The sequence below is a fragment of the Methanosarcina sp. WWM596 genome (genome assembly GCF_000969965.1).
Classification (GTDB): Archaea; Halobacteriota; Methanosarcinia; order Methanosarcinales; family Methanosarcinaceae; genus Methanosarcina.
The window spans coordinates 2298881-2323110 of sequence record NZ_CP009503.1 but is presented as its reverse complement, the minus strand read 5'-3'; the positions used below and the strand labels follow the sequence as shown (position 1 = coordinate 2323110).

The window sequence follows — 24230 nt, the reverse complement described above, 5'->3', positions numbered from 1 at the left end:
CATGCTGCCTGAAAAGCAGAATAAAGTTTCTGGCTGTTTTAAACAGCCGGCTGTCTTTTTTTAAAGTTTCTCGAAATTTCCAGAAATCTTTCTATTATTTTTAATCCTTCTGGAGTAAGCACGGACTCGGGGTGGAATTGCAGGCCATAGATAGGGTATTCTGCGTGCTCGACTGCCATGATGGTTCCGTCTTCTGCTCGTGCAGTTATTTTTATTCCGGGAGCCGGTTCCCCAATCTCCAGGGAGTGGTAGCGTCCGGCTTCGAACTGCTCTTTAAGCGTTGTAAAGAGCGGAGATTCCGTATGCTGGATCCTGGAACTTTTTCCGTGTACCGGTCCCACTTTACATCTCCTGACAGGCCCTCCGAAGGCTACATTGATTGCCTGGTGCCCCAGACAGACTCCCATAAGAGGGATTTCCCTGCCCATTTCCCTGATGATCTCCAGGCAGTTTCCAATGTCTTTCGGGTCAGACGGATTTCCGGGTCCGGGTGAAATTACAAGTGCATCAGGCTTTATTTCCCTTAACTCTTCCAGAGTAACCGTGTTGGGAAGGACCTGGGTATCTTTTTCAAAGTATGAAATATAGTCCACAAGGTTCCATACAAAGGAATCCTTATTGTTTATGAAAATGATTTTCATCTGAAAGCACCTCTTGCGACCGTTTCTTCCGGATTCATCTTTCTACTTATTTTTTCTCCCGAAAGCCTTTTCTCTAAATCTATTTTTCCCGAATTAGTTTGTTTTAAATTTTTTTCCACAGGTCTCATCCCCATAGTAATCTTCCATTCATTCGTTGATTCCCGTTTCCTTAGGTTTTTATCTGATTTTCTATTCTCAGGATTCATTTTTCAACCCGGATTTCTCCGCCAATAGCCACGAGCATTGCTGCCATTTTCCGCTCGGTTTCCCTGAACTCATATGCAGGATCGGAATCCGCAACAATCCCTGCCCCTGCCTGCACTGAAGCCTTTTTTCCCTGTATAAGCAGGGTCCGGATCACAATTGCAAAATCAGCGTCTCCGTTCCAGCTGTAGTACCCTACCCCGCCGCCGTAGATTCCTCTCGGAGCTGTTTCAAGTTCGGAAATAATTTCCATTGCCCGGATTTTCGGAGCCCCTGAAAGGGTCCCGGCTGGAAAAACCGCCCTGAAGGCATCGAACTGGTCGCATTCGGGCCTGAGAGTTCCTGAAACCGTGCTTTCTATGTGCTGGACATGAGAATATTTCAGGACTTTCATGAAGCCGGAAACCTTTACTGAGCCGCTTTCCGAAACCATCCGGACATCGTTTCGCCCGAGGTCAACGAGCATTACATGTTCCGCCCTTTCCTTTTCGTCGTTGAGCATATGTGAAGCCAGGGCTTCGTCTTCAGCTCCGGACTTTCCCCTCGGGCAGGTGCCTGCAATGGGGTTTATTATAACAGTGCGTTTGTGTACGGTAAGCAGGGTTTCAGGGCTTGCCCCTACAATTGCCAGGTCCCCGAACTCGAATATATACATGTAAGGGCTCGGGTTTATTGCTCGGAGCTGCATATAAAGTTTGAAAGGAGACTGGTCCATTATGAACTCACATTTTCTGGAAAGGACTATCTGGAAAACATCCCCTGCAAAAATATGCTCCTTTGCCTGGAGTACGGATTCCTCAAATCCCGACCTGTCAACACTACAGACCTGTATATTTGAACCTGATGTTGTAGACGGGCTCGAAACTGCTGCTCCTGATACAATTGCTCCTTCTGCTGATGCCTTTACTGCATCTACTGCATCTTCCGATAGGTCAACTTTCTGAATTATAGAGTAGAGTTTTTCTGCCTCTGAAAATGCTTCATCGTATATTTTTCCTGCATCCGAACCCGGGATTACGAAGGGGGTGATAACTATGTAGACCACTTCAGTCAGGTGGTCGAAGACAAAACTTTTCGAAACGAGAAGGTATTGAAGGTCGGGGATGTCTGACTCAAAATTTTTTTTGACCCCTAACCAGCTGTCATAGATCGCATCGTATGCTGTATAGCCGATAGCCCCACCCAGGAAAGTCTGCCTATCAAAACGTCTGGAATTGAGAAGTTCTATCCCGTTTGCCGGAAGAAAAGCCAGGCGAAGGGCATCAAAAACATCTTTTCCCTCTGGAATTGCAGCCGTTAATTTTTCCGAACATTTATTTTTCTTAGAACCTTCATTTATCTTAGATTCATTTTCCTTTTCTACGGTTTCCGGGCCGCAGACTTCCTTCATCTTTGCACAGATTGCTTCAAAAAGAGGAGAAGCTTTTTGGTTCAGGAGTTCAAGGGAAACTTTTCGGTCACTTATTTTCAGCACGGCATCGGGGTCGTTTCCAACAAAGGAGTATCTTGCCCTGCTTTCCTGCTTTTCTACGGACTCCAACAGGAAGGAGTAGCCTGTTGTCCCTGAATCTCTCAGGGCCCTGTAAAGTTTGAGGGGAGAGAAGGCAGAGGAACCTCCAGCTTCAACTTTTGCAAAGAGCTGGACAAGACCCGGCTTTTCAAGCCCGGAGACAAGCTCCAGAAATTCTTTTTTTCCAAGATCAAAGGAAAGCATCGGCACACCTCACTTCTTCAATAAACGTCCTGATTTTCACAGCATCTTTTTTTCCATAGGTCTCTACCCCTGAAGCCGTGTCCACAGCATAGGGGGAAACTGCCCTGATGGCTTCCTGCACATTTTCGGGTTTAAGCCCACCGGCAAGGATCAGGGGAAATTCTGTTTCTTCTGCAATTCTCCGGCTGAGGTCCCAATCATGTATACAGCCTGTACCGCCGGTTTTTCCGGCAACCCCTGAGTCCAGAAGCACACTGTCCACAGCTCCGCTTTCTTCCAGCTCGTGGACCTCTTCAAGAAGCCGTTTTACAAAATTCTGGAGTTTGGAAGCTCCCCTTCCGGCAGGCACGGAAAGGGTTTTTATTATAGGGATGTCTGCTTTTTCCCTTATGACTTCAAGTTCGATAAGGGGAAGATTGGAGTGGATCTGTACTATATCCGGCCTTACTTTCTCGATAAGCTCCAGGGCGCAGGCAGAGGTTTCAGGCATTATGACCATTACCGAGTCAAGGTATTTCGGGACTTTTGCGATAAGGGCGGCAGCGGTATCTGAATCGAGTTTTCTAGGGCTTTCCACAGGGACTTCCGTGATAAAACCAACGGCATCGGCTCCGTAGAGACCTGCAAGTTCCATATCTTCGGGGCTGTGGATCCCGCATATTTTCACCCTGGTTTTTGGCCTTGTTTTCATGCCTTTTCCCCGGAAGCCGGGCTTAACAAGGATGTATTGGAAGAGGCAAGAAACGTTCCTTCCGAGCAAGAGCCCTCTTTTTCGTCCTGCCTGGAAAGTTCGACAGTGAAATTCCGGAACTGGTTGAACTTAACCATAACTTTCCCGCTGTCAATCGCATCTTCGGCAATGGGAATTGCCTGCCGGATTGAGCTCACTATCCCGCTTACATACAGGGCTGCAGCTGCGTTTAAGATAACAAGGTCCCTTTTTGGCCCTTTCTGGCCCTTAAAGATACAGAGGAGGTCACAGGCATTTTCTTTCGGAGTGCCTCCTTTTATGTCTTCGGGTTTTGCCCGCAGCATGCCCATAGACTCCGGAGTTATAGTGTATGTGGAAACTTTTCCATCCTTTAATTCAGCAACATAGGTTTCGCTCACATTTGAGATTTCATCCATCCCGTCCCCGTTAACCACAAGCGCATGTTCGATCCCGAGCTCAGCAAGAGCATAAGCTATTGGCTCACAGAGGCTTTTATCAAAGACCCCTACGACCTGCCCTTTCGCTCCTGCCGGGTTGGTCAGGGGCCCGAGGATATTGAAAACCGTCCTTACCCCGAGCTTTTTCCTGACCCCTGCAACTCGCTTCATGGCAGGGTGAAAAACCGGGGCAAACATGAACCCTATGCCTATATCTTCTATTACCCTCCTAACCATTTCAGGGGCAAGATCCACTTTGATCCCCAGGGCTTCAAGCACGTCAGAACTCCCGGTCATTGAGGTGGCGGCCCTGTTTCCATGTTTGGCTACAGGGACTCCGGCTGCTGCAGTAACAATTGCAGCTGCTGTTGAAACATTGATTGTGTTAAGCCCGTCTCCTCCTGTCCCAACGACATCCACAAGCCTGAAAGGAACGTCCGGCTGGATCATATTGGCGACTTTCTTCATTCCTTTTACAAAGCCTGTGATTTCTTCGGGTTTTTCTCCTTTTGCCTTGAGGGCAAGCAGAAATGCCCCTATCTCCCCATCTCCGGCTGTGCTCAGAATCTCGCCCAGTGCGGCTTCGGCTTCTTCCGAACTTAGATCACAGCCTTCTCCCAGTTTTTTAATATATTCTTTCATTCCTTGCATTCCTTTTATTCCCTGCATTCTTTTATCCCCTCTGAAATTTCCTGTTTTAATTTGCTTCAAGTATGCCGAATTTGAGTTCCCTTGCAAGGGCTTCCAGCTTTTCGTTTACGGCATTTCCTTCTTCGATAATCCGTACAAAAGCCGAGCCGACAATTACAGCATCTGCTCCGGCTTTTATGACTTCTGCAGCCTGCTTTCCAGATGATATCCCGAACCCCACGGCTTTCGGAATGTCGGTTTTTACCCTGGCAAGCAGTTCTTTTGTGGAACCTGAAACATCCGCTCTGGTTCCCGTAACCCCGAGCCTTGAAACCAGGTAGATGAAGCCCGAACCTCTCTCCAGGATCTTCCGGATTCTTGTGTCGGTCGTTGTAGGTGCGACCAGAAAGATCAGGTCAAGCCCCTGTTTCTCACAGCTGTTCTTCAGGTCAGCTGCTTCTTCTACCGGGATATCGGGGATTATCAGTCCGTTTATTCCGGCTTCTGCGGCATGCTCTACGAATTTTTCCACTCCGTACCTGAAAACCGGGTTGTAATAGGTCATGCACACAAGAGGGACTTCAACCTCAAGGGCTCTGACAAGCTCGAAGTAACGTTCAATATCCATTCCGGCTGCAAGTGCCCTCTGTCCTGCTGCCTGGATAGTTGGCCCGTCAGCCACAGGGTCTGAAAACGGAAAACCGAGTTCAATTATATCTGCACCCCCGTTTGTCAGGGCTTTTACAACGCCTGATGTTGCCTCTGCAGAGGGGTCTCCTGCCATCACATAGCCGATCAGGGCACCTTCTTTTTTCTCCCTGAGTTCGCCGAATTTTTCTGAAATTTTTTGTCTTCTGAGTTCGGCTCTCGTTTCTGTTTTCATTTCAGTTCTCATTTCAGATCCCCCTCTTCAGGCTCAGGACGGTTTCCAGATCTTTGTCCCCTCTTCCTGAGAGGTTTAGAACCACAAACTCTCCAAGTTCCCCGGATTCGGCAGCTTTTTTAAGGTAAGCAAGAGCATGGGAGGATTCAAGGGCAGGAATGATTCCTTCAAGCCGGCTCAGTTCATTAAAAGCTTCAAGCGCCTCGTCATCTGTTACATAGCGGGCTGTAACCCTGCCGTTCTCCGAAAGGTAAGCCAGTTCCGGGCCTACTCCTGAGTAGTCAAGCCCTGCAGAAATGGATTCGGACTCAAGGATCTGCCCGTTTTTGTCCTGCAGCACCTTTGTCCGGGCTCCGTGCAGGATTCCTTCTTCTCCGGCGCAGAGGGAAGCTGAGTGAAGGGCTGTTTTTTCCGTACACTTCAGGGCTTTTCCCCCGGCTTCTACGGCAATCAGCTTTACCTCCCTGTCTTCGATAAAGGGATGGAAACTCCCCATAGCATTGCTCCCGCCGCCTGCACAGGCGATGATAGAATCAGGCAGCCTGCCTTCTTTTTCCATCGCTTGCTCCTTTATCTCGCGCCCGATCACGTTCTGGAAGTCCCTTACGATCATAGGGTAGGGATGAGGCCCGACCACCGACCCGATCAAATAGTGAGTGTTTCCTATGTTGGTGACCCAGTCTCGCATTGCCTCGTTGATTGCGTCTTTGAGGGTCTTTGAGCCAGTCTCCACGGCTTTTACCTCCGTCCCCATGAGTTCCATTCTGTATGCGTTCATCTGCTGGCGTTTAATGTCTTTTGCCCCCATGTAGACGATAGTCTCAAACCCGAGAGTCGCTCCCACCATGGCCGTTGCAGTCCCATGCTGCCCGGCACCGGTTTCAGCTATCAGCCTGGTCTTTCCCATAAACTTTGCAAGCAGGGCCTGCCCGATAGCGTTGTTGAGCTTGTGGGCACCCCCGTGCACCAGGTCTTCTCGCTTGAGGTAGATCTTTGTTCCGTATTTCTTGCTCAGGTTCCGGGCAAGGTAAAGAGGAGTCTCCCTGCCCCCAAAGTCCCTGAGGTAGTGGTCAAGCTCTGAAAGGAACTTGGGGTCGTTTCTGTACTTCTCATACCCTGCCTCCAGCTCTTCCAGAGCCGGCATGAGGACTTCGGGTACGTACTGCCCTCCGAATTTTCCGTACTTTCCTTTTAGCTGAAATTCTGAAACTTTAGTTCCTGTCAATTTGATTACTCCCTTGTATCGTGATTTCTGATTTTGTTATTCCTGATTTCTTAATTCCTGATTTCTTAATTCCTGATTTTTTAATTCCTGATTTCTTAATTCCTGATTTTGTAATTCCTGATCTCGTGATCTGTGATGTTATGAAACCGAATTATAGTCTTAGTTTTGAAATGAAAGCGGATTTTTCAACCTTATTTCCACAGGCTAAAAGTTCCGATAAGTCAAAGAAAAGCAGTTATTCACGCCAGCAAACGCTCTGGACGAATTCTTTAGTTTTCTCAAAAACGGAGTCACTTTCCATAAGTGCAGACCCTATCAGCACAGCATCTGCCCCGGCTTGCATCACGCGCCTGATATCTCCAGGACGGTTCATCCCGCTTTCGCTTATGATGATATGGCTGGTCCCGTGGTCCAGGTCGTATTCCCTGATGAGGGGTACAAGCTCTTCTGTGGTAGCCAGGTCAATTTTAAGTGTATCAAAGTTCCGGTTATTAATCCCGATGAGCTTTGTGTCGGTTTCCAGCGCAAGTTCAAGCTCTTCCCTGTTGTGAATTTCAACCAGTGGCTCAAAGCCCTTCTCAAGAGCAAGATCAACAAAGCCGTCGAGCTCCTGTCCCAGGATGCCTGCGATCAGGAGTATAAGGTCGCTTCTCGCTTCTTCAAGCTGCAACCTGTCAATAATGAAGTCCTTCCTCAGAACCGGTAAACAGACTGTTCTCCTGACCGCGTTCAGATTTTCAAGTGAACCCCGGAAAATCCCTGGCTCAGTAAGGACGGAAATTGCAACAGCTCCGGCTTCTTCCATCTCCCATGCAAGCTCAGCAGCCGCTGACGGGGATATATCCCTGAAACACTTTCCAGGAGATGCAGGCTTGACTTCCGCGATTACCGGCATCCGGCCATCTGCCTTTACAGCTGCTACAGCGGCAATAAAGTCCCTTTTCAGGAATTGTGGCTGCGGGTCTTCGTTATGGACGTCGGCTCCAAGATCCTGGACCCTGGTTTTTGTTGTGTTGAGGATGTGAAGGATTGAATCGTGCATATGGTATCACTGGTGTATATTTATGTACAACAATGATTAATACCATACTTGTTATAAAAAGGTTTTGGATGATGACGAGAGTTAAAAGAGTGGACTAATTTCAAGGACCGGATGAAGCTTTCTGGTGGGCTGCGAGTCAGTCTGTTATTTTTGCAGGGAGCCGGACTGAAGAATTAACTGCTGACAATTCATTTCCGCGCAGAGCGGCTGACCCTGCCCTGCAGTTTAAACAAAAAGGACGTTACTATGCCGAAGGTTTGCAAGTATCGGAACACTTCTTTTGGTCCCGAAAACCGTTTTTCAAATCAAAGGTAATTATGGCTCTTTGTCATTCTCTATGGATAAGACGATTTTCACTTCAAGACCGCGTTGGTTTTTATGAGAAATAGCCACACAAAACAACGAAGAGCCGTAATGTGTCCTCCCCAGCTTGGCTGGCGGCTCTTCAAAATCACGCTTTTTGTAAGACCATTCTCCTGCGTCGAGCGTGACAGGAACGATTTATATGAAGAAGCGTAAAACCCCTGAGTCTTTAGCTCAGGGGATATAAGCGTCAACTTCAACCCTGATTCCGTATGTAATATTCTGCCGCCTCTTTACTAACATTTCCGATAATAGACGCAAAATAACCATCACTCCATAACGTATTCTCACCCCAATAATACTTTTTCATATATTCTTTTTGAGTTTTCCATAACCTGTTAGTATATTCTTGTTTCAATTTTCTGACAATTGACAAAACGCTAACTTTCGGCTCACTCTTGATCAAGAAATGAATATGGTCTTTGTCAGTTTCCATTTCAAGGATTTCAAAGTTAGACTCTTTTGAAATGTCAATCATAATCTGTTTGAGTTCTTCGCTAATTGGTTCAAGTATGACTTTTTGGTATTTGCAAACAAAAATAACATGATACATTAACAAAAATTTGCTATGATTCCGTGTTTCATACTTCGTATTTACCAAAAAGTACATGTGTTGTTAAAGCATATAATGCCTTTGTATGATGCAAGCGTTCAAATTTAGACTCTATCCTACAACTACACAAGCTATTCAATTGAATCAGCATATAGGTAGCTGTAGATTTGTCTATAATTGGGCACTTGACCAGAAAATTAAAACTTATGAGCAGACAGGGGAATCAATTTCCAGATTTGACTTAAACAAATTAATTCCTACTCTAAAGGCTTCTAATGAGTGGTTAGGAGAAGTTAACTCTCAATCATTACAGGGGATGACTAAGCAGGCTGAATCCTCTTTCACTAGATTCTTTAGAGAGAAAACAGGGTTTCCAAAGTTCAAATCAAAAAAGAATCCGATACAGTCTTTCCCTGTACCTCAACACTACACTGTAAACTTTGAAAATAATACTATCAAGCTTCCAAAAATAGAACCAATTAAAGCAGTTCTTCACAGGAAGTTTGAAGGAGAGCCTAAAACGGCTACGGTATCAAGGACATGTAAAGGACATTACTACATCAGTATCCTTGTTGAAGATGGAAAAGAACTTCCAGTAAAGGAAGCTTTCACAGAATCAACAACAGTAGGAATTGATGTAGGTATCAAAGACTTTGCTGTCCTTTCAACAGGAGAAAAGGTTGAGAATCCAAAGTACTTGAAAAACTCTCTTAAAAGGCTCAAAGTATTACAGAAAAGAGTCTCAAGGAAACAGAAAGGCTCTAAGAACAGGGCAAAAGCTAAACGAAGACTTGCTGTACTCCATGACAAAATAACAAATCAGAGAAATGACTTCCAGAACAAACTCTCTTTTAGACTTGTTAGCGAAAACCAAGCTGTAGCTCTGGAAACTCTAAATGTTAAAGGCATGGTTAAGAATCATCACTTAGCACAGGCTATAAGTGATTCTGCGTGGAGTAGTTTTGTAACAAAGTTGGAATATAAGGCTCAATGGTTTGGAAAAACCGTCCTGAGAATAGGACAATTTGAACCCTCTTCTAAGCTATGTAGTGTGTGGATACCACAATAAAGAGCTTCAGCTAAAAGACAGAGAATGGATTTGTCCAGACTGTAAAACCAAACACGATAGAGACATTAATGCCGCTATCAATATCAAAAAATTCGCTCTCATAGATCAGAATCTAATTGGATTATGACACCGTAGGGACTACGGGGATGAGCTTGGGGACTTGCCTTCAATAGAGGGAGGAATGAACCAAGAAACCACTCAGTCTTTAGCTGAGTGGTAGTTCACAACAGCGAATGATGTTGTAAAGATCAGAATGCTAAAATTCAGATCTATAACGAGATGACCTGAGATTTATATCTTCAGCAAATCTCCATGAACCCTCAACCACTCTTTCCTTTCCTCATAGTCCGGCAGGATTTTCTGCACCTCATTCCAGAAAGCTTTTGAATGGTCTTTATATTTCGTGTGGCAGAGCTCGTGGACGACCACATAGTCGATAATTGACATTTTAGCCATAACAACCCTCCAGTTGAACCTCAACTGGTTTGTCTTTGAACAGTTTCCCCACTTGTTTTTCAAGGCCTGGATCTTTATCAGGGAAGGCTTTTCTTCAAAATACAGCAGATACTTTCTGGCCCTCTGGTTGAGAACTTTTTCTGCTTTTTCGTGATAAAAACTGATGAATAAAGGCTGTATAATGCGGGGATAGTCAAATTCAGGAACATTTACTGGCACATGGGCTATGAATTTACTGTGGGTAAAGGTCAGGGATGGGATTATTTCTTCATTTATCTGCACTACTTTTAACCTGTAGTGCTTGCCTTTGTACGGAAATTTTTCTCCGCTTACAAATTCTTTCCGGGTCTCATTTCTTATAACCTCGTTCATTTTGTCGAGGTTGGTTATGATCCAGCTGGCTTTCCGTCGAAGATTTGCAGCAACCTCTTCTTTAGTCATGTTTCCCGGAGCTTTGACTGTAAACCCGGATTCCAGATCAATTACCAGCTCAATGGTTTTCTGCCGGGAAGAATAGGTTATAAGGTAATCAACAAGAGTGTTTCCGATTTTTATTTGCTCCATTGTCAGTCCCGTTGTCTGTTTATATCGGTCTGTTATCGGTCCCTGTTATCTGTGCTATTTACAGCAAGTTTCCGATTTACAACAAGGTTATAATTTACAGTAAGTTTCGGGAAAGGTTGAGAATATTATCTTTCAATTTCAGCCATTTTTATCCAAAATTTACTTTTATATAATTCATTTTGGCCATTTTATGTATTATATTTCTCTTTGCTCCCTTATCATCTGTAGTCATTTTTTTATTCAATTTTCTATTTACAGCAGGTTCCTGGCAAGGTTGAGAATATTATGGCTCTCCCTTTCAGCCGTTTCGATGTCAAAATCAATTTTATACAATTCCCTTTTGATCGTTTTAAGCATTATTTTTTGCTGTTCGGGTTTTTGCCTCCAGTCGATTACCGCAAGCCCGTTCAAGGATGAAAACAGTGAGAGGGAAACGCCTGCGAGCTTTTTCTCGTCCTCTTCTGTAAGGTGAACGGAAGGGTTCACGGAAGCTTTTTCGGCTCCGGCCTGAAGCTGGATATAAGCAGCCCTGACCATCTGGAAAACTGCAAACTCTTCCCTGCTCATTCCGTGTTTTCTTGCAACAACTTCGACATCAAGCCCGGCTTTGATTTTGTCAAGGTTAGCCAGGAAGGCTGTGGTGGAAATAAGCTCCTGTTCATGCTCTGCAATCAGTTTTTCGAGCTTTTCTCTGAGGGAGGTGTAGTAAATAGGATTTGTGTTAAGAAGGTTACTGATCGTGGTCCTTACCTTGTGCTGGATCAGGCTTGCTTTTGCTTCCTGTGAGGTCTTTTTGTTGACGATGTCATTGAACTCGGAGGAGTAAATGGAAACAGGGTCATGGAAGACTTTGATGCCGTTTGATTCGAGGTATTCGTGGATCAGCGCTTTAGCCTTGGGGACAGCTTCGAGCACACTCGGGGCTTTTATGCTGTAGTTTGTCCGCATCGAGTTGTAGATCCTGCCGTAGAGGTAGACGTCCTGCCTGAAGCGGTTTGCTTCGGGATTGGGGATGATGTTGTTTACAAGGGCGACAAATTCCTTGAAAGCCCTTTCAAACCTGATCCGCGTATCTTCGGCGCTCAGGACATCAAGCACGCACCTGTCCACGTATTCGGCGGAATCGTAAGTTGTAGGCGCGTCTTTGAAGAACCTTTTTACCTTGTTTGCCGCCTGCTCGGCTTTCGGGACATCGTCCATAAGGTGTTCGAGATAGCCTGCAATATCCCCTTCGTTGAAAATGTCAAGGGCTTCTTTGAGCCGCTTGGAAATCCCGCAGTAATCGATAATTAAGCCGTGAGTTTTGTTTTCGGTGTAGGGGCGGTTTACCCTTGCAACTGCCTGCATGAGGTTGTGTTCCCGGAGCGGCTTGTCAAGGTACATGACCTGCTCGATTGGCGCATCAAAGCCGGTCAGGAGCATGTCGCAGACGATCAGGAAAGCCAGTTTGTTTTCTTCATCAAACGGTTTCCTGAACTTTTTAATTATCTGCCTCTGCCGGGCTTTTGTCCTGTAGTACTTCCGGATTTCGGCGTGCGGTTCGTCTTTTGGGCTTGAGGAGATGATGATTTCCGATTCAGGAGCCCCTAGTTCGTCCAGAATCCGTTTGTAGGTAACGGCTGCATCCCTTGAAGGGGTTACGATCTGCGCTTTGAAGCCTTCGGGCCTGACAGCGGTTGTGTAGTGTTCGAGAATATCTTTGCAGATGACCCTTATTCTGTCCTCGTCTTCGGCAATTGTCCTGTATTTTCCGGCTTTTTCTTTGATCGCTTCCTGTTCAAGGTCGGTGTAATCAGCAAATTCGGAATCAAAAGCAACGTCAAGCTCGCTTCCCAGGATATGGACTTTCGGAAGCCTTGCCTGATATTTGATCTGGACAGTTGCCCCGTCGGCTATGGACTGCTTTGGCAGGTATCTGTCAATATAATCTCCAAACTCCCTGCGCGTGGATTTGTCGTTTTTATCAATCGGAGTGCCGGTAAAGCCGATGAATAAGGCTTTCGGGATTGCCGTCCGCATATTCAGAGCCCAGCCCAGGCTGGTGTTTACCCTATCATCCTCTTTGCTTTCCTTCACAGCCGTTTTCCCGTATCCCGCTTTCCCGTACTGGCTCCTGTGGGCTTCGTCAGCAAAGACAATGATGTTTTCCGAGCGGGACAGTTCGGGGTAAGTTTCGCCGTTTTTCGAGGAAAATTTCTGGATCGTGGTAAAAAGAGTCTTTCCAGTGGGGGTTTTCAGTTCGTCTTTTAGCTGCTCTACGCTTTCCACAGGTACGGGATTTGGGAAGCTGCAATTCTTAAACGTGCCTGATATCTGGGAATCAAGGTCATTCCTGTCCGTTACAATCAGGATGCAGGGATTTTCAAGCGAGGTCCCCGGCACTTTTTCAATCCTGCGGATTTTCAGAGCCGTATAGGTCATGGTAAGCGACTTTCCGCTCCCCTGAGTATGCCAGATTACCCCGCCTTTGCCCTCTGCCATCCGTTCAAGAATTTTGTTGCTTGCAATGTACTGGTTGTACCGGCAGAGCTTTTTATTCACACCGTTGTTTTCGGTTTCAAAAACAATGTAACTCCTGAGAATGTCCAGGAAATTTTCCTTTGAAAAAAGCGAGTACAGCAGAATATCCTGAGCAGGCAGCAGGCGGCTCTCCAGTCTTTCCTGTTCCGCCAGACCTTCCTGCTTATCCTGTCTATCCTGCCCCTCCTGATCTTCCGGTACTTTCTGTCCCTCCAACCCCTTCTTTCCAAGCCAGCCCGCAAGCTCCCTTTCGTTCAGAGGATACGGCTTTTTCCACTCAAGGAAGTACTTTGCAGGCGAAAAAGTGGAAGCATAAGTCGCCCTGTACCGTGCAAGAGCAACAAGGATCTGGTTCGGGTAAAAGAACTGCTCGTTCTTCTCCCTGTACCCGAAAAGCTGGGAAATAGCCTCATCAATAGGCTCCTGCAAGTTCGGGCTTTTGCACTCAAGCACAGCCAGCGGAATCCCGTTTACAAAAACCACAAGGTCAGGAATGATCGTAAAATCGTTATTCTTAACATAAAACTGGTTGACAACCGTAAACTCGTTCTTCCCAGGCTCATCAAAATCAATAAACTTAACCGTCTGCGACTTCTTCCCAAACCCCAGGTCCTGCTTGAAACTGGTATAGTTAACCAGCTTGTAATACAGCAGCTCATTAGCCTCAACAAGCGATGCCGCCTGAACAACCGTGATCTCCCTGACCGCCTTATTCAGCCCGACTTCATCAAGCCAGGGATTTATCTCCTGAATCTTCCGTTTCAGGATGTCCAGCAAAAAGAACTGCTGCGGCTCTTTTTTTAGCTTTTTCCCATCAATGTAGTTGTATCCCAGCTTTTCAAATAAATCAAGAGCCGGTTTTTCCACAAGCGTGTATTCATCAATCTGGAGCTGGGATTCGTCTGCCATTATACGCACACTCTTACTTCTCCTGCCCGAATTGCGCGTCGGGAGCACGCGTCCTTCTCGCTGCGCTCGAGAGGACCACAATTCAAAATTGTCATTATGCGCACACTCTGACTTTTCCAGTAAGAAGATCCTGCATAAGTCCTTTTTTAAGTTCTTGAAGTTTGTGTAAATATCTCTGGTTGTCCTGAATCTGGGAATCCACTTTTGAGAGGATGGAGGCAATTTTTTGTTGTTCGCCGAGAGGAGGAAGAGGAATTTTCATGTCGAAAAAATCTCCATTTCTTATGTGAACTTGTGTGCTTCCAACCATTATTTTGTTCATTATTTTTCTGTATATTAATGAATTAGAATACTGTATTAAAAAATTATTATCAAGTGTCTCTCTCAGTTTAAATCCATAAACTCCTTGAGCCATAAGATATTCATAATCATCATTAATTTTTACTATTAGACCTATGTTTGGACCAGAAGGAACTAAGTCTCTTAGAGTTGTGATCAAATAGTTTTTATCGACTATTGATGATTTATGTTTTTTAGCAAATTCATCTCTTGCGTAGGATTGCTCACTTTCCTTTATTCTAAGTATTCCTCCTTTTGCAATTGCTTTTTTGGGAAATACCCTAAATCCATCTTCGGCAAAGTCCGTAGGTTTTAGTGGAGCTCCTCCCTTATATTCAACTAAGTGCGAATTTATTGTTGAGATATTCCAACTTTTTGGCATTTTTATTTTTTGGCCTTTAAATAGGAATGTTTTGAACTCCGTATGCCCAATACCTTTTGTAAGCAGTTTCTGCATCAGACCTTTTTTCAAGATTTCAGTTTTCTCAATAATCTGCTCTGTCTGTTCGATTTGTTCATCGACTTTTGAGAGGATGGAGGCGATTTTTTGTTGTTCTTCTTTTTGAGGTAAAGCAATTTTGAAGTTATTTATATTTTCAAGACTTAGATTTGCTTGTGCTGATTGCACATTTATCCTATCAATATGCTTTTGAATTTGAGGTCCTTTTAAATAGAAATAAACATATTTTATGTCTGTTTTTTGGTCTTCTTTTAGTCTAATTATCGCTAAAGCTTGATTTGTATTTGCGGGGAGAATTTCAGAATTTACTATTGCAACTCTACCTAGAGCTCCTGCAATTGAAAAAAGTAAATCCCTGTCTTTTAAGATTGATCTTTTGAGTGCTTTGTTTGCATCCTCACTGATATGAGAAAACATATTTAGCAAGAAATTACCACTTGCACTAATACTTTCAATTTTTACAAAATTGATGCCTGTGTTTTGATAAGAAAACCCAACAGTAGTTGGAGTAGTTCCTTTAGTAATCAATTCGCAAAGAACTCCTAATTTTTCTATGCTCCATTCTTCCGGTATCTCTCCAAGTTCCGTTTTCTTATACCCTTCGGGAACTGAAACATTTTTTGTCATTTACAAACCCTTTTCCACTTCAAATCTGAATTCGCCAGTCAGTGCTTTGCGAATTTAAAAATTCACTAAGTTAACTGTTGCATTTCTTTAATTCGTCACGCAGTGCGTGATGAATTTAAAAACTTACAAAGTTGGCTGTTATTCCCTTTTAATTTATCAATCGGCAGTTAATTGTCTAAATTGTCACTTTTTTTGACACTCTTCTTTTACAGGGCTTCTAATTTTTTCGTTTTTGTCTTCTCAAAGTCATTATGTCCCAGCCGCGCTGAGGCGCGTACAAGAACGACCGGAAGAAGCTATTCAGGCTGCCCCGGAAAAGTTATTCCTCTTGAATTTGTCAAGCAGTGCCTGGTGAATATATAATTTTAAAGTGTCCGTGCGCTCTCCTCTCAATTGGCCACGCAGTGAGTGACCAATATAATATTTTCCAAAGTGAGCCCAAAATTGAGAGATTTCTCATTCCTCTTCATTCCTCGTACCCTAAATCCTTCAAATAAGCCTGCATTTCGCTGTAGGACTCGTCTCTCTGCCTGATAAGCTCTTTTAACTCTTCGTTGACCGCAGCCACGTCAATTTCAGGTTCAGCTTCTGAGGTGTCCACATAGAGGGAAATGTTCAGGTTGTAATCATTTTCGACAATGCTTTCTTTCCCGACAACGGAACAGAACTTTTCAATATCTGCAAAGCCGTCAAAAGCCGAGACGATCTTCTCGATATTTTTGTCCCGCAGGAAATTCTGGGCTTTTCCTTCTTCATATTCGGAAGAGGCATCGATAAAGAGGATTTTGCCTTTTCTTTCCGGGCGTTTGTTTTTGTTGAAGATTAAAATCGTGCCCGGGCTGCTTGTGTTATAGAAGAGGTTCTGGGGGAGGGCTAGGACAGCTTCGATCTGGTCATCATCAACATAGCCCTTACGGCAGACTTTCTCCTGCCCGCCGCGGAAGAGGACACCGTTGTCAAGCACAATTCCAAGCACACCCGACGAGTTCAGGGTCGCTGTCATGTGCTGAATCCACATCCAGTCGGCAGAAGAGGCGGATGGGAGCGCGTATTTCACACGGGAATAGGGGTCGCCTTTGGCGAGCCAGTCTCTTGACCATTCTTTCTGGTTCCACATGGGGTTGGCTAAAACACGGTCGAAAACCATCAGTTCGCCGTTGTCCAGCAGCTTGGGGTCGGCCATCGTGTCGCCTTTCTCGATCCGCGCGTCAAGGATGTCGTGCAGGAGCATGTTCATCTTACAGATAGCCCAGGTGTTGAGGTTCTTTTCCTGTCCGAAAAGGGAGATCTTGTTCTGGTTTTTGCCGTGTTCCTGCAAATAGTGGAGACATTCGATAAGCATGCCGCCTGAGCCGCATGTGGGATCGCAGATCCGCATATCTTCGGTGGGTTTGACCAGCTTTACAAGGAGCCTGACCACTTCTTCAGGGGTGTAGAATTCCCCGCCTTTCTTTCCGGCATCGTCTGCAAAGTGTTTAATCAGATATTCGTAGGACCTGCCCAGCATGTCCTTGTTTTCAAGAGAATGGTTTGCCAGGTTGTATTTCCCAAAATGGGTGATAAGCTTCTGGAGGACGGCATCGGAGATGCGTCCCTTGTCGTTAAAATCAATCGCGATCAGCACGCCTTCAAGAGAAGAATTTTCGTGTTCCAGGACTTCAAAGGCTTTGTTTATAGCCTCTCCGATGTCAGAAGACTTCTTTTCAAGTTCGGACCAGCGGGCGCGAGGAGGGACGAAAAAGCTGCCTCCGTGCTCGTCTTTGTCAGTTAAAGCGATCTCTTTTGCTTTGGCATCAGGCATGCCTTCTTTTACGAGTTCTTCCGTAACCCGGATGACATTTTCATCAAACTGGTCAGAGAGCCTTTTCAGGAAAAGCATCCCGAAAATGTAGTGCTTGTATTCGGAACTATCAATTGAGCCCCGCAGGATGTCTGCGGCTTTGAAAAGGTGAGTGTTGAGTTCATTGAGGGTTAAAGGCATGTTTTTTGGTCCTGTTCTGATGAGAATGGAAATTGTGGTTTAAAATTCTGCATATGGAATGAAGGGGTTGGAATTGAATATTGGTTGGAATCGAATTATATGACTATCTCTTATTAATATTCCAGTAAAAAGCTTGTGATTCTGATTTATTCGTTGAGGATCAAATATATTTTTTGGATTATGTTCTGACGATTATAATCAACTGTGTTTTAAAATTCTGCATATGAAATAAAGAGGTTAAAACCGAAAAATACGATATTCTCTCGTAATCCAGTAAGAAGCTTGCGAGGAAGTGGGCTGAACTTATAACTTTTTTGATAAAAACCGTCGGGCTCAAGCCGCGTCTGATCGCTGAAAAAAAAAGCGGGTGGATACCATTTAGGTTCCTGATATAGTATCTCCCAATTACTGAGTTTCCCCGAACCTTATAAGTAAAATAAACTGGGACCTGATAGCAAAAATCCTTAAAATTTCACAGGTCCCCTCTACCCGGTTAGTTCTCAATGTGGTCATAAATCATGACCATTGCCTTTGTTATTTTGTACATGTCTTCAAGGATCGGTGTTGTGCCTTCAGGCTGCCCGAGGGTTGCGTTTGCAGCATCGAGCATGTCCTGCGGATATACGAGGCTCGCGTTCAGATCCGCAATCGAACTGTCGAAAGTATTCATAGCTGATTTTGCGCTACTCATGTTTGAGGGATCTTTCACATAAACAATCGTTGAGTCCACCGTGTCTATACCTGTAGATGTTCCCTCTATTGTGGACTGCAGGAAAGGATATTCTCCAGAGTGGTCGTTGAGGGTCTTGTTTATAAGGTTCAGGTTGAGGTCAAGCAGGCGAAGCATGGACTCGAGAAAACGGAAGCCTAGGCCCACCTCCTCTTCAACAACTTCAGTTTTGTTATATGAAGTCGTTGAGTATCCTGTTAAATTTATTTCCCCGTTTTCATTTTCAAGAACTGTCCCGGCTTCATAAGTTGTTTTTGCTGAAGCTGGAAGTACAGATAGAATGATGAAGAGTCCTGCGGCTATCCACAGGCAAAAGACCTGGAATCTGTCCATAACAATTTTCCCCACTATTGTTTATCAGAACTTTAAGAAATTTAATGGAACCTAACGGAACCTAACGGAACCTAACGGAACCTAACGGAACTTAACAGAACTTAACGTATTTTCTTCCCTGTTAAAAAATAAACAATGCTGCCTATAAATACGTAATGATTTATGTAAAATAATTGTATAAGTTGAATACCTTCAAAAGGACAATATAATGAAAAGTTTGTACAGATTTTTTTTCATGTTTTTTTTCATGTTTGATAATATTTAAACTACTGTGTACTGAATGTTTAGAAAATAAAGTATCAAGTTGCGCTATAAGATAAGAAAAATCCCAATTTCTCTCAAAAACTTTATATTTACAAACTTCAAAATTATAATATTGGAATTATTTTTCAAAAACTTTAACAGTCTTGATCTGGCTTTAAAACTCTCCTTCTCAATAGCCTTCTTCAAATACACTATCAATGAAGTTCGCGGGCATCTAAAATCATGAACAATAATCAGGAATTAAGACACTGCATCTCACTGATTTTTGCCTCCTGAAATGCCCGAAGTTCCGGACACTTTTCCCCCTGAGAAAAGCGAAAAAGACTGTAAACTGTTTAATTCACAGTGCAACTAAGAGAAAAAAAGCTGTAGCCTCTTAATTAGTCCCCTGAGAAAAGTTCACAACTCTAATCATAAATTATACATCTTAAGCGACGTTCAGATCAGCGTCCATAAATAAGTCCTCTTGAAAGTCCTCTTGAGCGCAGCGAAAAGTAACCGTTACTTGTCCATAAATAAGTCCTCTTGAAAGTCCTCTTGAGCGCAGCGAAAAGGACCGCGTACTCCCGAGGCGCAATTCGGGTGGCGAAGGATTTACATGTAAGGCGAGCATACAATGCACAAAAAGCCGACAGAAAGACAGGCACACATAATAATAAGTTTAACTCTAAGGCGGGAAGTCCCCTTCCTCGGAGCGTAAGCGACAGGTGGGGGATGAAAGCCGTCAACTTCTACACCAAAACTATGATTGAGAACACCAGAGCCAATACAATAATTGTTGGTGATCTTAATGTAAAAAATATGACTTAATCAGAAAGTAACTGGAAAAAGAAAACGTTCTCAGAATAGATCAACTCAGAATCAAGGATATCTTTCTCGTTTCATCGAATTCTTGACCTACAAAGCAAAGCTTACAGGTAAAAAAGTAATAAGAATTGATGAAACTTATACATCAAAGGAGTGCTGTGTCTGTGGAAAAAGACACGACATGCCTCTTTGGGAAAGAATTACGAAATGTGATTGCGGAAACGTTATTGATAGAGATAGAAATAGTGCTATCAACATCATTAAGCGATTCTTATCACAGAATGCTTTGTGGACAGGCTATCAGAAATTTTCTGATAATCTTTGACAAACAGGATTACAGATGGATACTTGCATAACTGCAAATATCCAGGTGACGTAATCACTCGACGGAAGCTCCGTCCTCACTTTCATCAGAAAGCAGGGTGGGGTAGTTCACATAAGACTAAAAGATCGGTAGAGGAACTGAAATGGCTGTATGGAAGGGTAAGAAAGTGGTTTTGCACACCACTATGGGTGACATCACTCTTGAACTGTTTGAAGACATGCCGATTACGGCAGGAAACTTTGCAAAACTTGTGGAAAAGGGCTTCTATGACGGCGTGATTTTCCACAGGATAATTGACAAATTCATGATCCAGGGCGGAGACCCGACAGGAACGGGCATGGGAGGACCCGGTTATGAGATCCCGGATGAATTCACGAAACACAACCGGAACGACAAGGGCACGATTTCAATGGCAAATGCAGGCCCGAACACAGGTGGGAGTCAGTTCTTTATTAACCTTGTAAATAACACTCACCTTGATAAAAACCACCCTGTTTTCGGAAAGGTCGTAGAAGGTATGGAAGTTGTCGAAGCCATGGGGAAGGTAAAGACCGATCGCCAGGACCGCCCGAAAACTGAAATAAAAATCACAAAGGCTGAGCTGGTCTGAGGAAAAGTTATGTTGCTGTCGAGCTTTAACTTCTATTTCATCAGGATTTAACTTTTACAGGAAAGAAGGTCAACTACCCGCTAAATCTAAAGATTTAACGGGTTTCCTGTTTTATTCCCGAAACCTCAATCATTTTTATTACTTTCTTAAATTTATGTTTGTTTTTTCTCTTCTCCTTTTTCGCGGGTTTCAGGATTTGATTTTCTGGTTTCGGGAACATACTCCTTATTAGGACAAGCACTCACAAAATAATCGTTCTCATTTTGGATGAGCCTGCAAAAATGAAGGGTTGAGAAGAAAAAGAAAACAAAAACAGCTCAAAAATAAAAGTTCAAAGGCAAAATAAGAAAATCAGGGAATATAAAGTAACATCCCCTATTTTTCAAATTGTTTATTTCAGGATTCTTTTCTTTGCAAAGAATACCAAAGCAAGGATTCCGAAAAACGCAAAGGAACTCTCGAACCCAGGTGTGCTCTTTTCAACGTCACCTGTTTGCTCTTTGCCGGTGACTGTCCTGGTTTCTTCCTCTTCAGCCGGAGTGATCACTATAGCCCCGAGTTTGTCTCCTGTAATCGCATAAAGGGAGAAGCCCGGAGTTGCTGCCTTGAAATAGTAGTATTCTTTGTCTTCATATGTCATTTCTGTGAGAAGCGAATTCCATTCTTCATCGTGGAACCTGTCCATTGTTATGGTAGAGACATCAATATTGTTTTCTTCTACCCAGCTTTTGGATACCCTGAAGTTAATATCCGCTCCATTGATGTTGTTTCCACTTTCGAATCGTTCGTTTCCGACCAGGATGTTCATCCACTGGTAGACTTCTCCGTCGGGTTTTTCTCCGGAACTTCCGTCTCCAAGAACCTCAATCCTTATGATGACATTTCCAGAATACTGCTGTGAAGTGAAACTCAGGCCCAGTACGCCGGAAACAGGATTATTAAAGATAAAGGTGGTTTCGGACCCAGCAACAACTCTTTTCTGTGAGCTGTCAATGCCTGTAACACCTGTGCTTCCTTCACTCGAAGGAATGTAATTAGCAGAGCTTTTGTGCCTTGTTGTCGTAGAGGGAATAATCGTAAGGGGCAGATAGTCAAAGGTCCCGTTTACGAATTCATAGGAGGAGTCTGCAATTCCGTCCTTGTCAGCATCCGTACAGTTTTCAGAAAAGCCTGTCCCGTTGGGATTTGCCCAGTAGTTGCCTCCAAGATACAGACCTCCGACTATACTTTCCCCTGAAGTTTTGCTGATGTTCCAGGTGTTGTTAGCCTCGCTGTAAATGAGGGTGTTGTTTACGTTGTTGAAATAGTTGTTGTAAATCGTGTTATTTCCACTTTCCGGACCTTCAGTATCCCCTACAAGCCCGATGCGGGACATAATTTCAGTCTGGTCCAGATCAAGGGCAAGTCCTGCCAGGCTGTTCTCGACCACGGTGTTGTCGTAGATAAGGCTGTTATTTACATCATAGAGCACGATTCCGTAAGAATTGCCGGACAAAGTATTCCCGGCAAGGATGCTTTCTCCTGTTAACAGAAGCCCGATTTCACTTTCATCTACCGTGCATCCTGTCACTGTATATTCAGCCCCTGTGCCTTCCTGGAGATTTTGAATCAGGATTCCTCCGGAACTACAGTTAGTTACGGAGCAGTCACTTATGCTGCAATTGTCACCATCGTAGGATACTAGTCCAATCTTACAGCTTTCAAGAGTATTGCTTTCAAGGGTTGCGTTCAAAGGTTCATAGAGATAAATGCCCCAGACCTGATAAGAGTCCTCAACAGTGTTGCCCTCAAGCCTGAGATCCTCTAAAGAATCTAAACCGATTCCATATCCTGTGGGTTCCAGACTTCCGCTGACAAGGGGAGAATTCCCAGCTCTAAGCAGTGCATACTCACCTGTTACATTCTGAACCGTATTGTCCAGAAATTCTACATTGGAAGAATCTTCCGCATAAATTCCCATATACCCGATATCCCGTACCGAGTTTCTCACAAGCCCGATATTCTGGCAATCCTCAATAAAAATTCCTGTGAGGCCTGCCTGGTCAACGACATTGTTTTCGAGCCTGATATCCTGGCAATATATAGAATAGATCCCAAAGCCATAGGCTTCCTGGGACTGCACAAGGTCCGTGTTTACAAGGATATTTTCTCTTATGAGGGTGTTTTCCCTTGAGAGGGTGTTTTCCCTTGAGAGGGTGTTTTCCCTTGAGAGGGTATTTTCCTCGCTTCTTACAAGCTTTGAATTTACAGAGCTATAGTATGAGTACTCTTCTGAGGCATTCTGAACAGAATTGCCCGTAAGTGAACAGTTCTCGGAATCAAAGGTGACAATCCCATATATAGAGTTCTGAACTGTATTCTCAGTAAGAGTGATATTCATATCCTCTTCAAACACAATCCCAGCCCATGAGTTTTCAATCCTGTTGTCCGAGAGCCTGACGTCCTGAGAAGATAAAACTGTGACTCCAAAGAAAGTGTTGTTTATAGTGTTGTTTTGCATTTCCGAACTCGTATTATACAGAAAAACCGCATATGAGTTGTTCTGTAGCACAAGGTCCTTAATTTCGGCATTTCCACAGTTTATGCAGTAGATAACCCCTGCATCACTTCCAATTGAAGGATTTGGCTCCCCTTCAAGGTAATAAACCGCTTTTCCGTCTACAAGATTGCTGGTATCAATTATATTCCCGGTTGCGTTATCAAAGTCATAGATCTCGTAGATATCGAGATCAAAATTGTACCAGTTTCCAGACATGTTATTGCCTGTAAATGTACAGTTCTGGATATCCCAGAGGCTAATTCCATATATTCCCGAACTTGCAGTGTTGTTTCTCAGGACACATTCATCGGAATAACCCAGGCTGATGCCGTAATATGAGTTTGAAACTGTATTGTCGGTAAGATTACAGCTGCCGGAATAATACAGATAAATGCCATAATCATAAGCATCTGAGACTGTGTTGCCGGAAAGATTACAGCCGCTGCAAGAGTACAGATCGATGCCATCTTCAGTGTTTGAGATTGTGTTACCGGTCAGGACACAGCTTCCGGAATTATTCAGGTAAATGCCATCATAACCAGTATCCGAGACTGTATTACCGGTCAGGATGCAACTGCCGGAATTAGACAGATAGATGCCTTGATACTCAGTATTTGAAATTGTGTTGTTGGCAAGAAGACAGTTGATGGAAGAGCTGAGATGGAAGCCGTAACTGGTAGAACCGGAAACCGTATTGTTGATCAGGTTGCAGCCGCTGGAACTCTCCATCTGAATAGCGCAGTCGTTCCCCGAAAACTTGTTATTGATTATATTAACCCCTGAAACCCTGGTTATGAAAACTCCCGTATAGTATCCTTCCCCGGTAATGTTGAATCCACTGATGGTTACGTTATTGGCAATTACTTTGAAATTGTGGCTAGGGGAAAACGTTCTTACAATCGTATCGTCGGGATTTCCGGAAAGGGAACGAATGGTGAGGTTTGCTACATTAACATCTACAACCTCTGTATACGTTCCCGGATAGACAATGATCGTATCTCCGGAGCTTGCATTGTCTACCGCAGCCTGGATGGTTGTATAATTACCGCTGCCCCCAGCATCTACGTATAGGGTTGAAAATGCAGGTGGAGAAGGTGGAACCAGTCCAATGGGTGTAGAAGCTGCTGTTCCACTGGAAAGAAGAAAGATTAAACATGCAATTGTTAAAAATTGAAAATTATTTTTTCTATACAGTAATCCCATTTTTTCAGATCTCCTCATATTCGTATTAATCATCAATGGACTAAATTTCATTTTATTTCAGATGAAATATCTATTAAATTTTTATATATT

The 24230-nt window shown here is 44.0% G+C and carries 18 protein-coding genes and 1 pseudogene; 4 read left to right on the top strand and 15 right to left on the bottom strand.

All coding sequences use genetic code 11. The annotated features are described in order from the left end of the window. Positions 1-38: 38 nt before the first annotated feature. From MSWHS_RS10110 to MSWHS_RS10075, 8 genes are all read right to left on the bottom strand, one after another. Positions 39-641, bottom strand: coding sequence for an aminodeoxychorismate/anthranilate synthase component II (locus MSWHS_RS10110; RefSeq protein WP_048127525.1), 603 nt, complete (start codon positions 639-641; stop codon positions 39-41). Further along, on the bottom strand, positions 638-847 hold the full coding sequence (locus MSWHS_RS10105; RefSeq protein ID WP_048127527.1) for a hypothetical protein: 210 nt from the start codon (positions 845-847) through the stop codon (positions 638-640). Before MSWHS_RS10105 ends, MSWHS_RS10110 begins: the two co-directional genes overlap by 4 nt. Then, positions 844-2559: an anthranilate synthase component I gene (trpE, locus tag MSWHS_RS10100; RefSeq protein WP_048127529.1), complete on the bottom strand. Its 1716-nt coding sequence runs from the start codon at positions 2557-2559 to the stop codon at positions 844-846. The genes MSWHS_RS10105 and trpE overlap by 4 nt, the downstream gene beginning before the upstream one ends. Continuing rightward, the gene (locus MSWHS_RS10095) at positions 2546-3250 is read right to left on the bottom strand and encodes a phosphoribosylanthranilate isomerase (RefSeq protein WP_048127531.1); all 705 of its coding nucleotides are present in this window, start codon (positions 3248-3250) and stop codon (positions 2546-2548) included. The genes trpE and MSWHS_RS10095 overlap by 14 nt, the downstream gene beginning before the upstream one ends. Then, positions 3247-4359: an anthranilate phosphoribosyltransferase gene (trpD, locus tag MSWHS_RS10090; RefSeq protein WP_052722800.1), complete on the bottom strand. Its 1113-nt coding sequence runs from the start codon at positions 4357-4359 to the stop codon at positions 3247-3249. Before trpD ends, MSWHS_RS10095 begins: the two co-directional genes overlap by 4 nt. Before the next feature lie 46 nt (positions 4360-4405). Continuing rightward, on the bottom strand, positions 4406-5221 hold the full coding sequence (gene trpA / locus MSWHS_RS10085; protein ID WP_048130310.1) for a tryptophan synthase subunit alpha: 816 nt from the start codon (positions 5219-5221) through the stop codon (positions 4406-4408). Between the two features lie 13 nt (positions 5222-5234). Continuing rightward, the gene (gene trpB / locus MSWHS_RS10080) at positions 5235-6446 is read right to left on the bottom strand and encodes a tryptophan synthase subunit beta (RefSeq protein WP_048127534.1); all 1212 of its coding nucleotides are present in this window, start codon (positions 6444-6446) and stop codon (positions 5235-5237) included. A gap of 235 nt (positions 6447-6681) precedes the next feature. Continuing rightward, the gene (locus MSWHS_RS10075) at positions 6682-7488 is read right to left on the bottom strand and encodes an indole-3-glycerol-phosphate synthase (RefSeq protein WP_048159011.1); all 807 of its coding nucleotides are present in this window, start codon (positions 7486-7488) and stop codon (positions 6682-6684) included. Positions 7489-7866: 378 nt separating this feature from the next. Between MSWHS_RS10075 and MSWHS_RS20355 the strand changes: the two genes are divergently transcribed. Beyond that, positions 7867-8007 (top strand): hypothetical protein, encoded by a 141-nt coding sequence (locus MSWHS_RS20355; protein WP_156148104.1) that lies wholly within the window; start codon positions 7867-7869, stop codon positions 8005-8007. 40 nt (positions 8008-8047) lie between these two features. Here MSWHS_RS20355 and tnpA read toward each other — a convergent pair whose 3' ends face one another. After that, a complete protein-coding gene (tnpA, locus tag MSWHS_RS10070; RefSeq protein ID WP_048159010.1) occupies positions 8048-8461 on the bottom strand; it encodes an IS200/IS605 family transposase in 414 nt (137 codons plus the stop codon). A gap of 28 nt (positions 8462-8489) precedes the next feature. Here tnpA and tnpB point away from each other — a divergent pair. Then, positions 8490-9600: pseudogene (gene tnpB / locus MSWHS_RS10065) on the top strand (IS200/IS605 family element RNA-guided endonuclease TnpB). Between the two features lie 164 nt (positions 9601-9764). Here tnpB and MSWHS_RS10060 read toward each other — a convergent pair. The 5 genes from MSWHS_RS10060 to MSWHS_RS10040 form a co-directional block, all read right to left on the bottom strand. Continuing rightward, positions 9765-10493, bottom strand: a complete 729-nt coding sequence (locus tag MSWHS_RS10060; RefSeq protein ID WP_048127542.1) for a M48 family metallopeptidase — start codon at positions 10491-10493, stop codon at positions 9765-9767. Positions 10494-10745: 252 nt separating this feature from the next. Then, on the bottom strand, positions 10746-13922 hold the full coding sequence (locus tag MSWHS_RS10055) for a type I restriction endonuclease subunit R (protein WP_052722688.1): 3177 nt from the start codon (positions 13920-13922) through the stop codon (positions 10746-10748). A 94-nt stretch (positions 13923-14016) separates the two neighbouring features. Next, positions 14017-15348 (bottom strand): restriction endonuclease subunit S, encoded by a 1332-nt coding sequence (locus tag MSWHS_RS18510; protein WP_052722687.1) that lies wholly within the window; start codon positions 15346-15348, stop codon positions 14017-14019. 466 nt (positions 15349-15814) lie between these two features. Then, complete coding sequence (locus MSWHS_RS10045) at positions 15815-17329, bottom strand: type I restriction-modification system subunit M (RefSeq protein WP_048159009.1); 1515 nt, start codon at positions 17327-17329, stop codon at positions 15815-15817. A 493-nt stretch (positions 17330-17822) separates the two neighbouring features. After that, the gene (locus MSWHS_RS10040) at positions 17823-18392 is read right to left on the bottom strand and encodes a hypothetical protein (RefSeq protein WP_048127550.1); all 570 of its coding nucleotides are present in this window, start codon (positions 18390-18392) and stop codon (positions 17823-17825) included. Positions 18393-19548: 1156 nt separating this feature from the next. Between MSWHS_RS10040 and MSWHS_RS21570 the strand changes: the two genes are divergently transcribed. After that, entirely contained in the window at positions 19549-19788 is a 240-nt protein-coding gene (locus MSWHS_RS21570; protein WP_231585380.1) for a transposase, read from the top strand. A 142-nt stretch (positions 19789-19930) separates the two neighbouring features. Further along, complete coding sequence (locus MSWHS_RS10025) at positions 19931-20398, top strand: peptidylprolyl isomerase (RefSeq protein ID WP_048127554.1); 468 nt, start codon at positions 19931-19933, stop codon at positions 20396-20398. A 391-nt stretch (positions 20399-20789) separates the two neighbouring features. On the opposite strand, the gene MSWHS_RS10020 is transcribed toward MSWHS_RS10025, so the two are convergent. Then, positions 20790-24140 (bottom strand): NosD domain-containing protein, encoded by a 3351-nt coding sequence (locus MSWHS_RS10020; protein WP_052722686.1) that lies wholly within the window; start codon positions 24138-24140, stop codon positions 20790-20792. Positions 24141-24230: the final 90 nt, after the last annotated feature.

Bases quoted from the DNA above. Each gene is read 5' to 3' on its own strand.
- MSWHS_RS10110 (WP_048127525.1), bottom strand. From the start codon at position 641: ATGAAAATCATTTTCATAAACAATAAGGATTCCTTTGTATGGAACCTT.
- MSWHS_RS10105 (WP_048127527.1), bottom strand. From the start codon at position 847: ATGAATCCTGAGAATAGAAAATCAGATAAAAACCTAAGGAAACGGGAA.
- trpE (WP_048127529.1), bottom strand. From the start codon at position 2,559: ATGCTTTCCTTTGATCTTGGAAAAAAAGAATTTCTGGAGCTTGTCTCC.
- MSWHS_RS10095 (WP_048127531.1), bottom strand. From the start codon at position 3,250: ATGAAAACAAGGCCAAAAACCAGGGTGAAAATATGCGGGATCCACAGC.
- trpD (WP_052722800.1), bottom strand. From the start codon at position 4,359: ATGCAAGGAATGAAAGAATATATTAAAAAACTGGGAGAAGGCTGTGAT.
- trpA (WP_048130310.1), bottom strand. From the start codon at position 5,221: ATGAAAACAGAAACGAGAGCCGAACTCAGAAGACAAAAAATTTCAGAA.
- MSWHS_RS10075 (WP_048159011.1), bottom strand. From the start codon at position 7,488: ATGCACGATTCAATCCTTCACATCCTCAACACAACAAAAACCAGGGTC.
- MSWHS_RS20355 (WP_156148104.1), top strand. From the start codon at position 7,867: ATGAGAAATAGCCACACAAAACAACGAAGAGCCGTAATGTGTCCTCCC.
- tnpA (WP_048159010.1), bottom strand. From the start codon at position 8,461: ATGTACTTTTTGGTAAATACGAAGTATGAAACACGGAATCATAGCAAA.
- MSWHS_RS10060 (WP_048127542.1), bottom strand. From the start codon at position 10,493: ATGGAGCAAATAAAAATCGGAAACACTCTTGTTGATTACCTTATAACC.
- MSWHS_RS10055 (WP_052722688.1), bottom strand. From the start codon at position 13,922: ATGGCAGACGAATCCCAGCTCCAGATTGATGAATACACGCTTGTGGAA.
- MSWHS_RS18510 (WP_052722687.1), bottom strand. From the start codon at position 15,348: ATGACAAAAAATGTTTCAGTTCCCGAAGGGTATAAGAAAACGGAACTT.
- MSWHS_RS10045 (WP_048159009.1), bottom strand. From the start codon at position 17,329: ATGCCTTTAACCCTCAATGAACTCAACACTCACCTTTTCAAAGCCGCA.
- MSWHS_RS10040 (WP_048127550.1), bottom strand. From the start codon at position 18,392: ATGGACAGATTCCAGGTCTTTTGCCTGTGGATAGCCGCAGGACTCTTC.
- MSWHS_RS10025 (WP_048127554.1), top strand. From the start codon at position 19,931: ATGGCTGTATGGAAGGGTAAGAAAGTGGTTTTGCACACCACTATGGGT.
- MSWHS_RS10020 (WP_052722686.1), bottom strand. From the start codon at position 24,140: ATGGGATTACTGTATAGAAAAAATAATTTTCAATTTTTAACAATTGCA.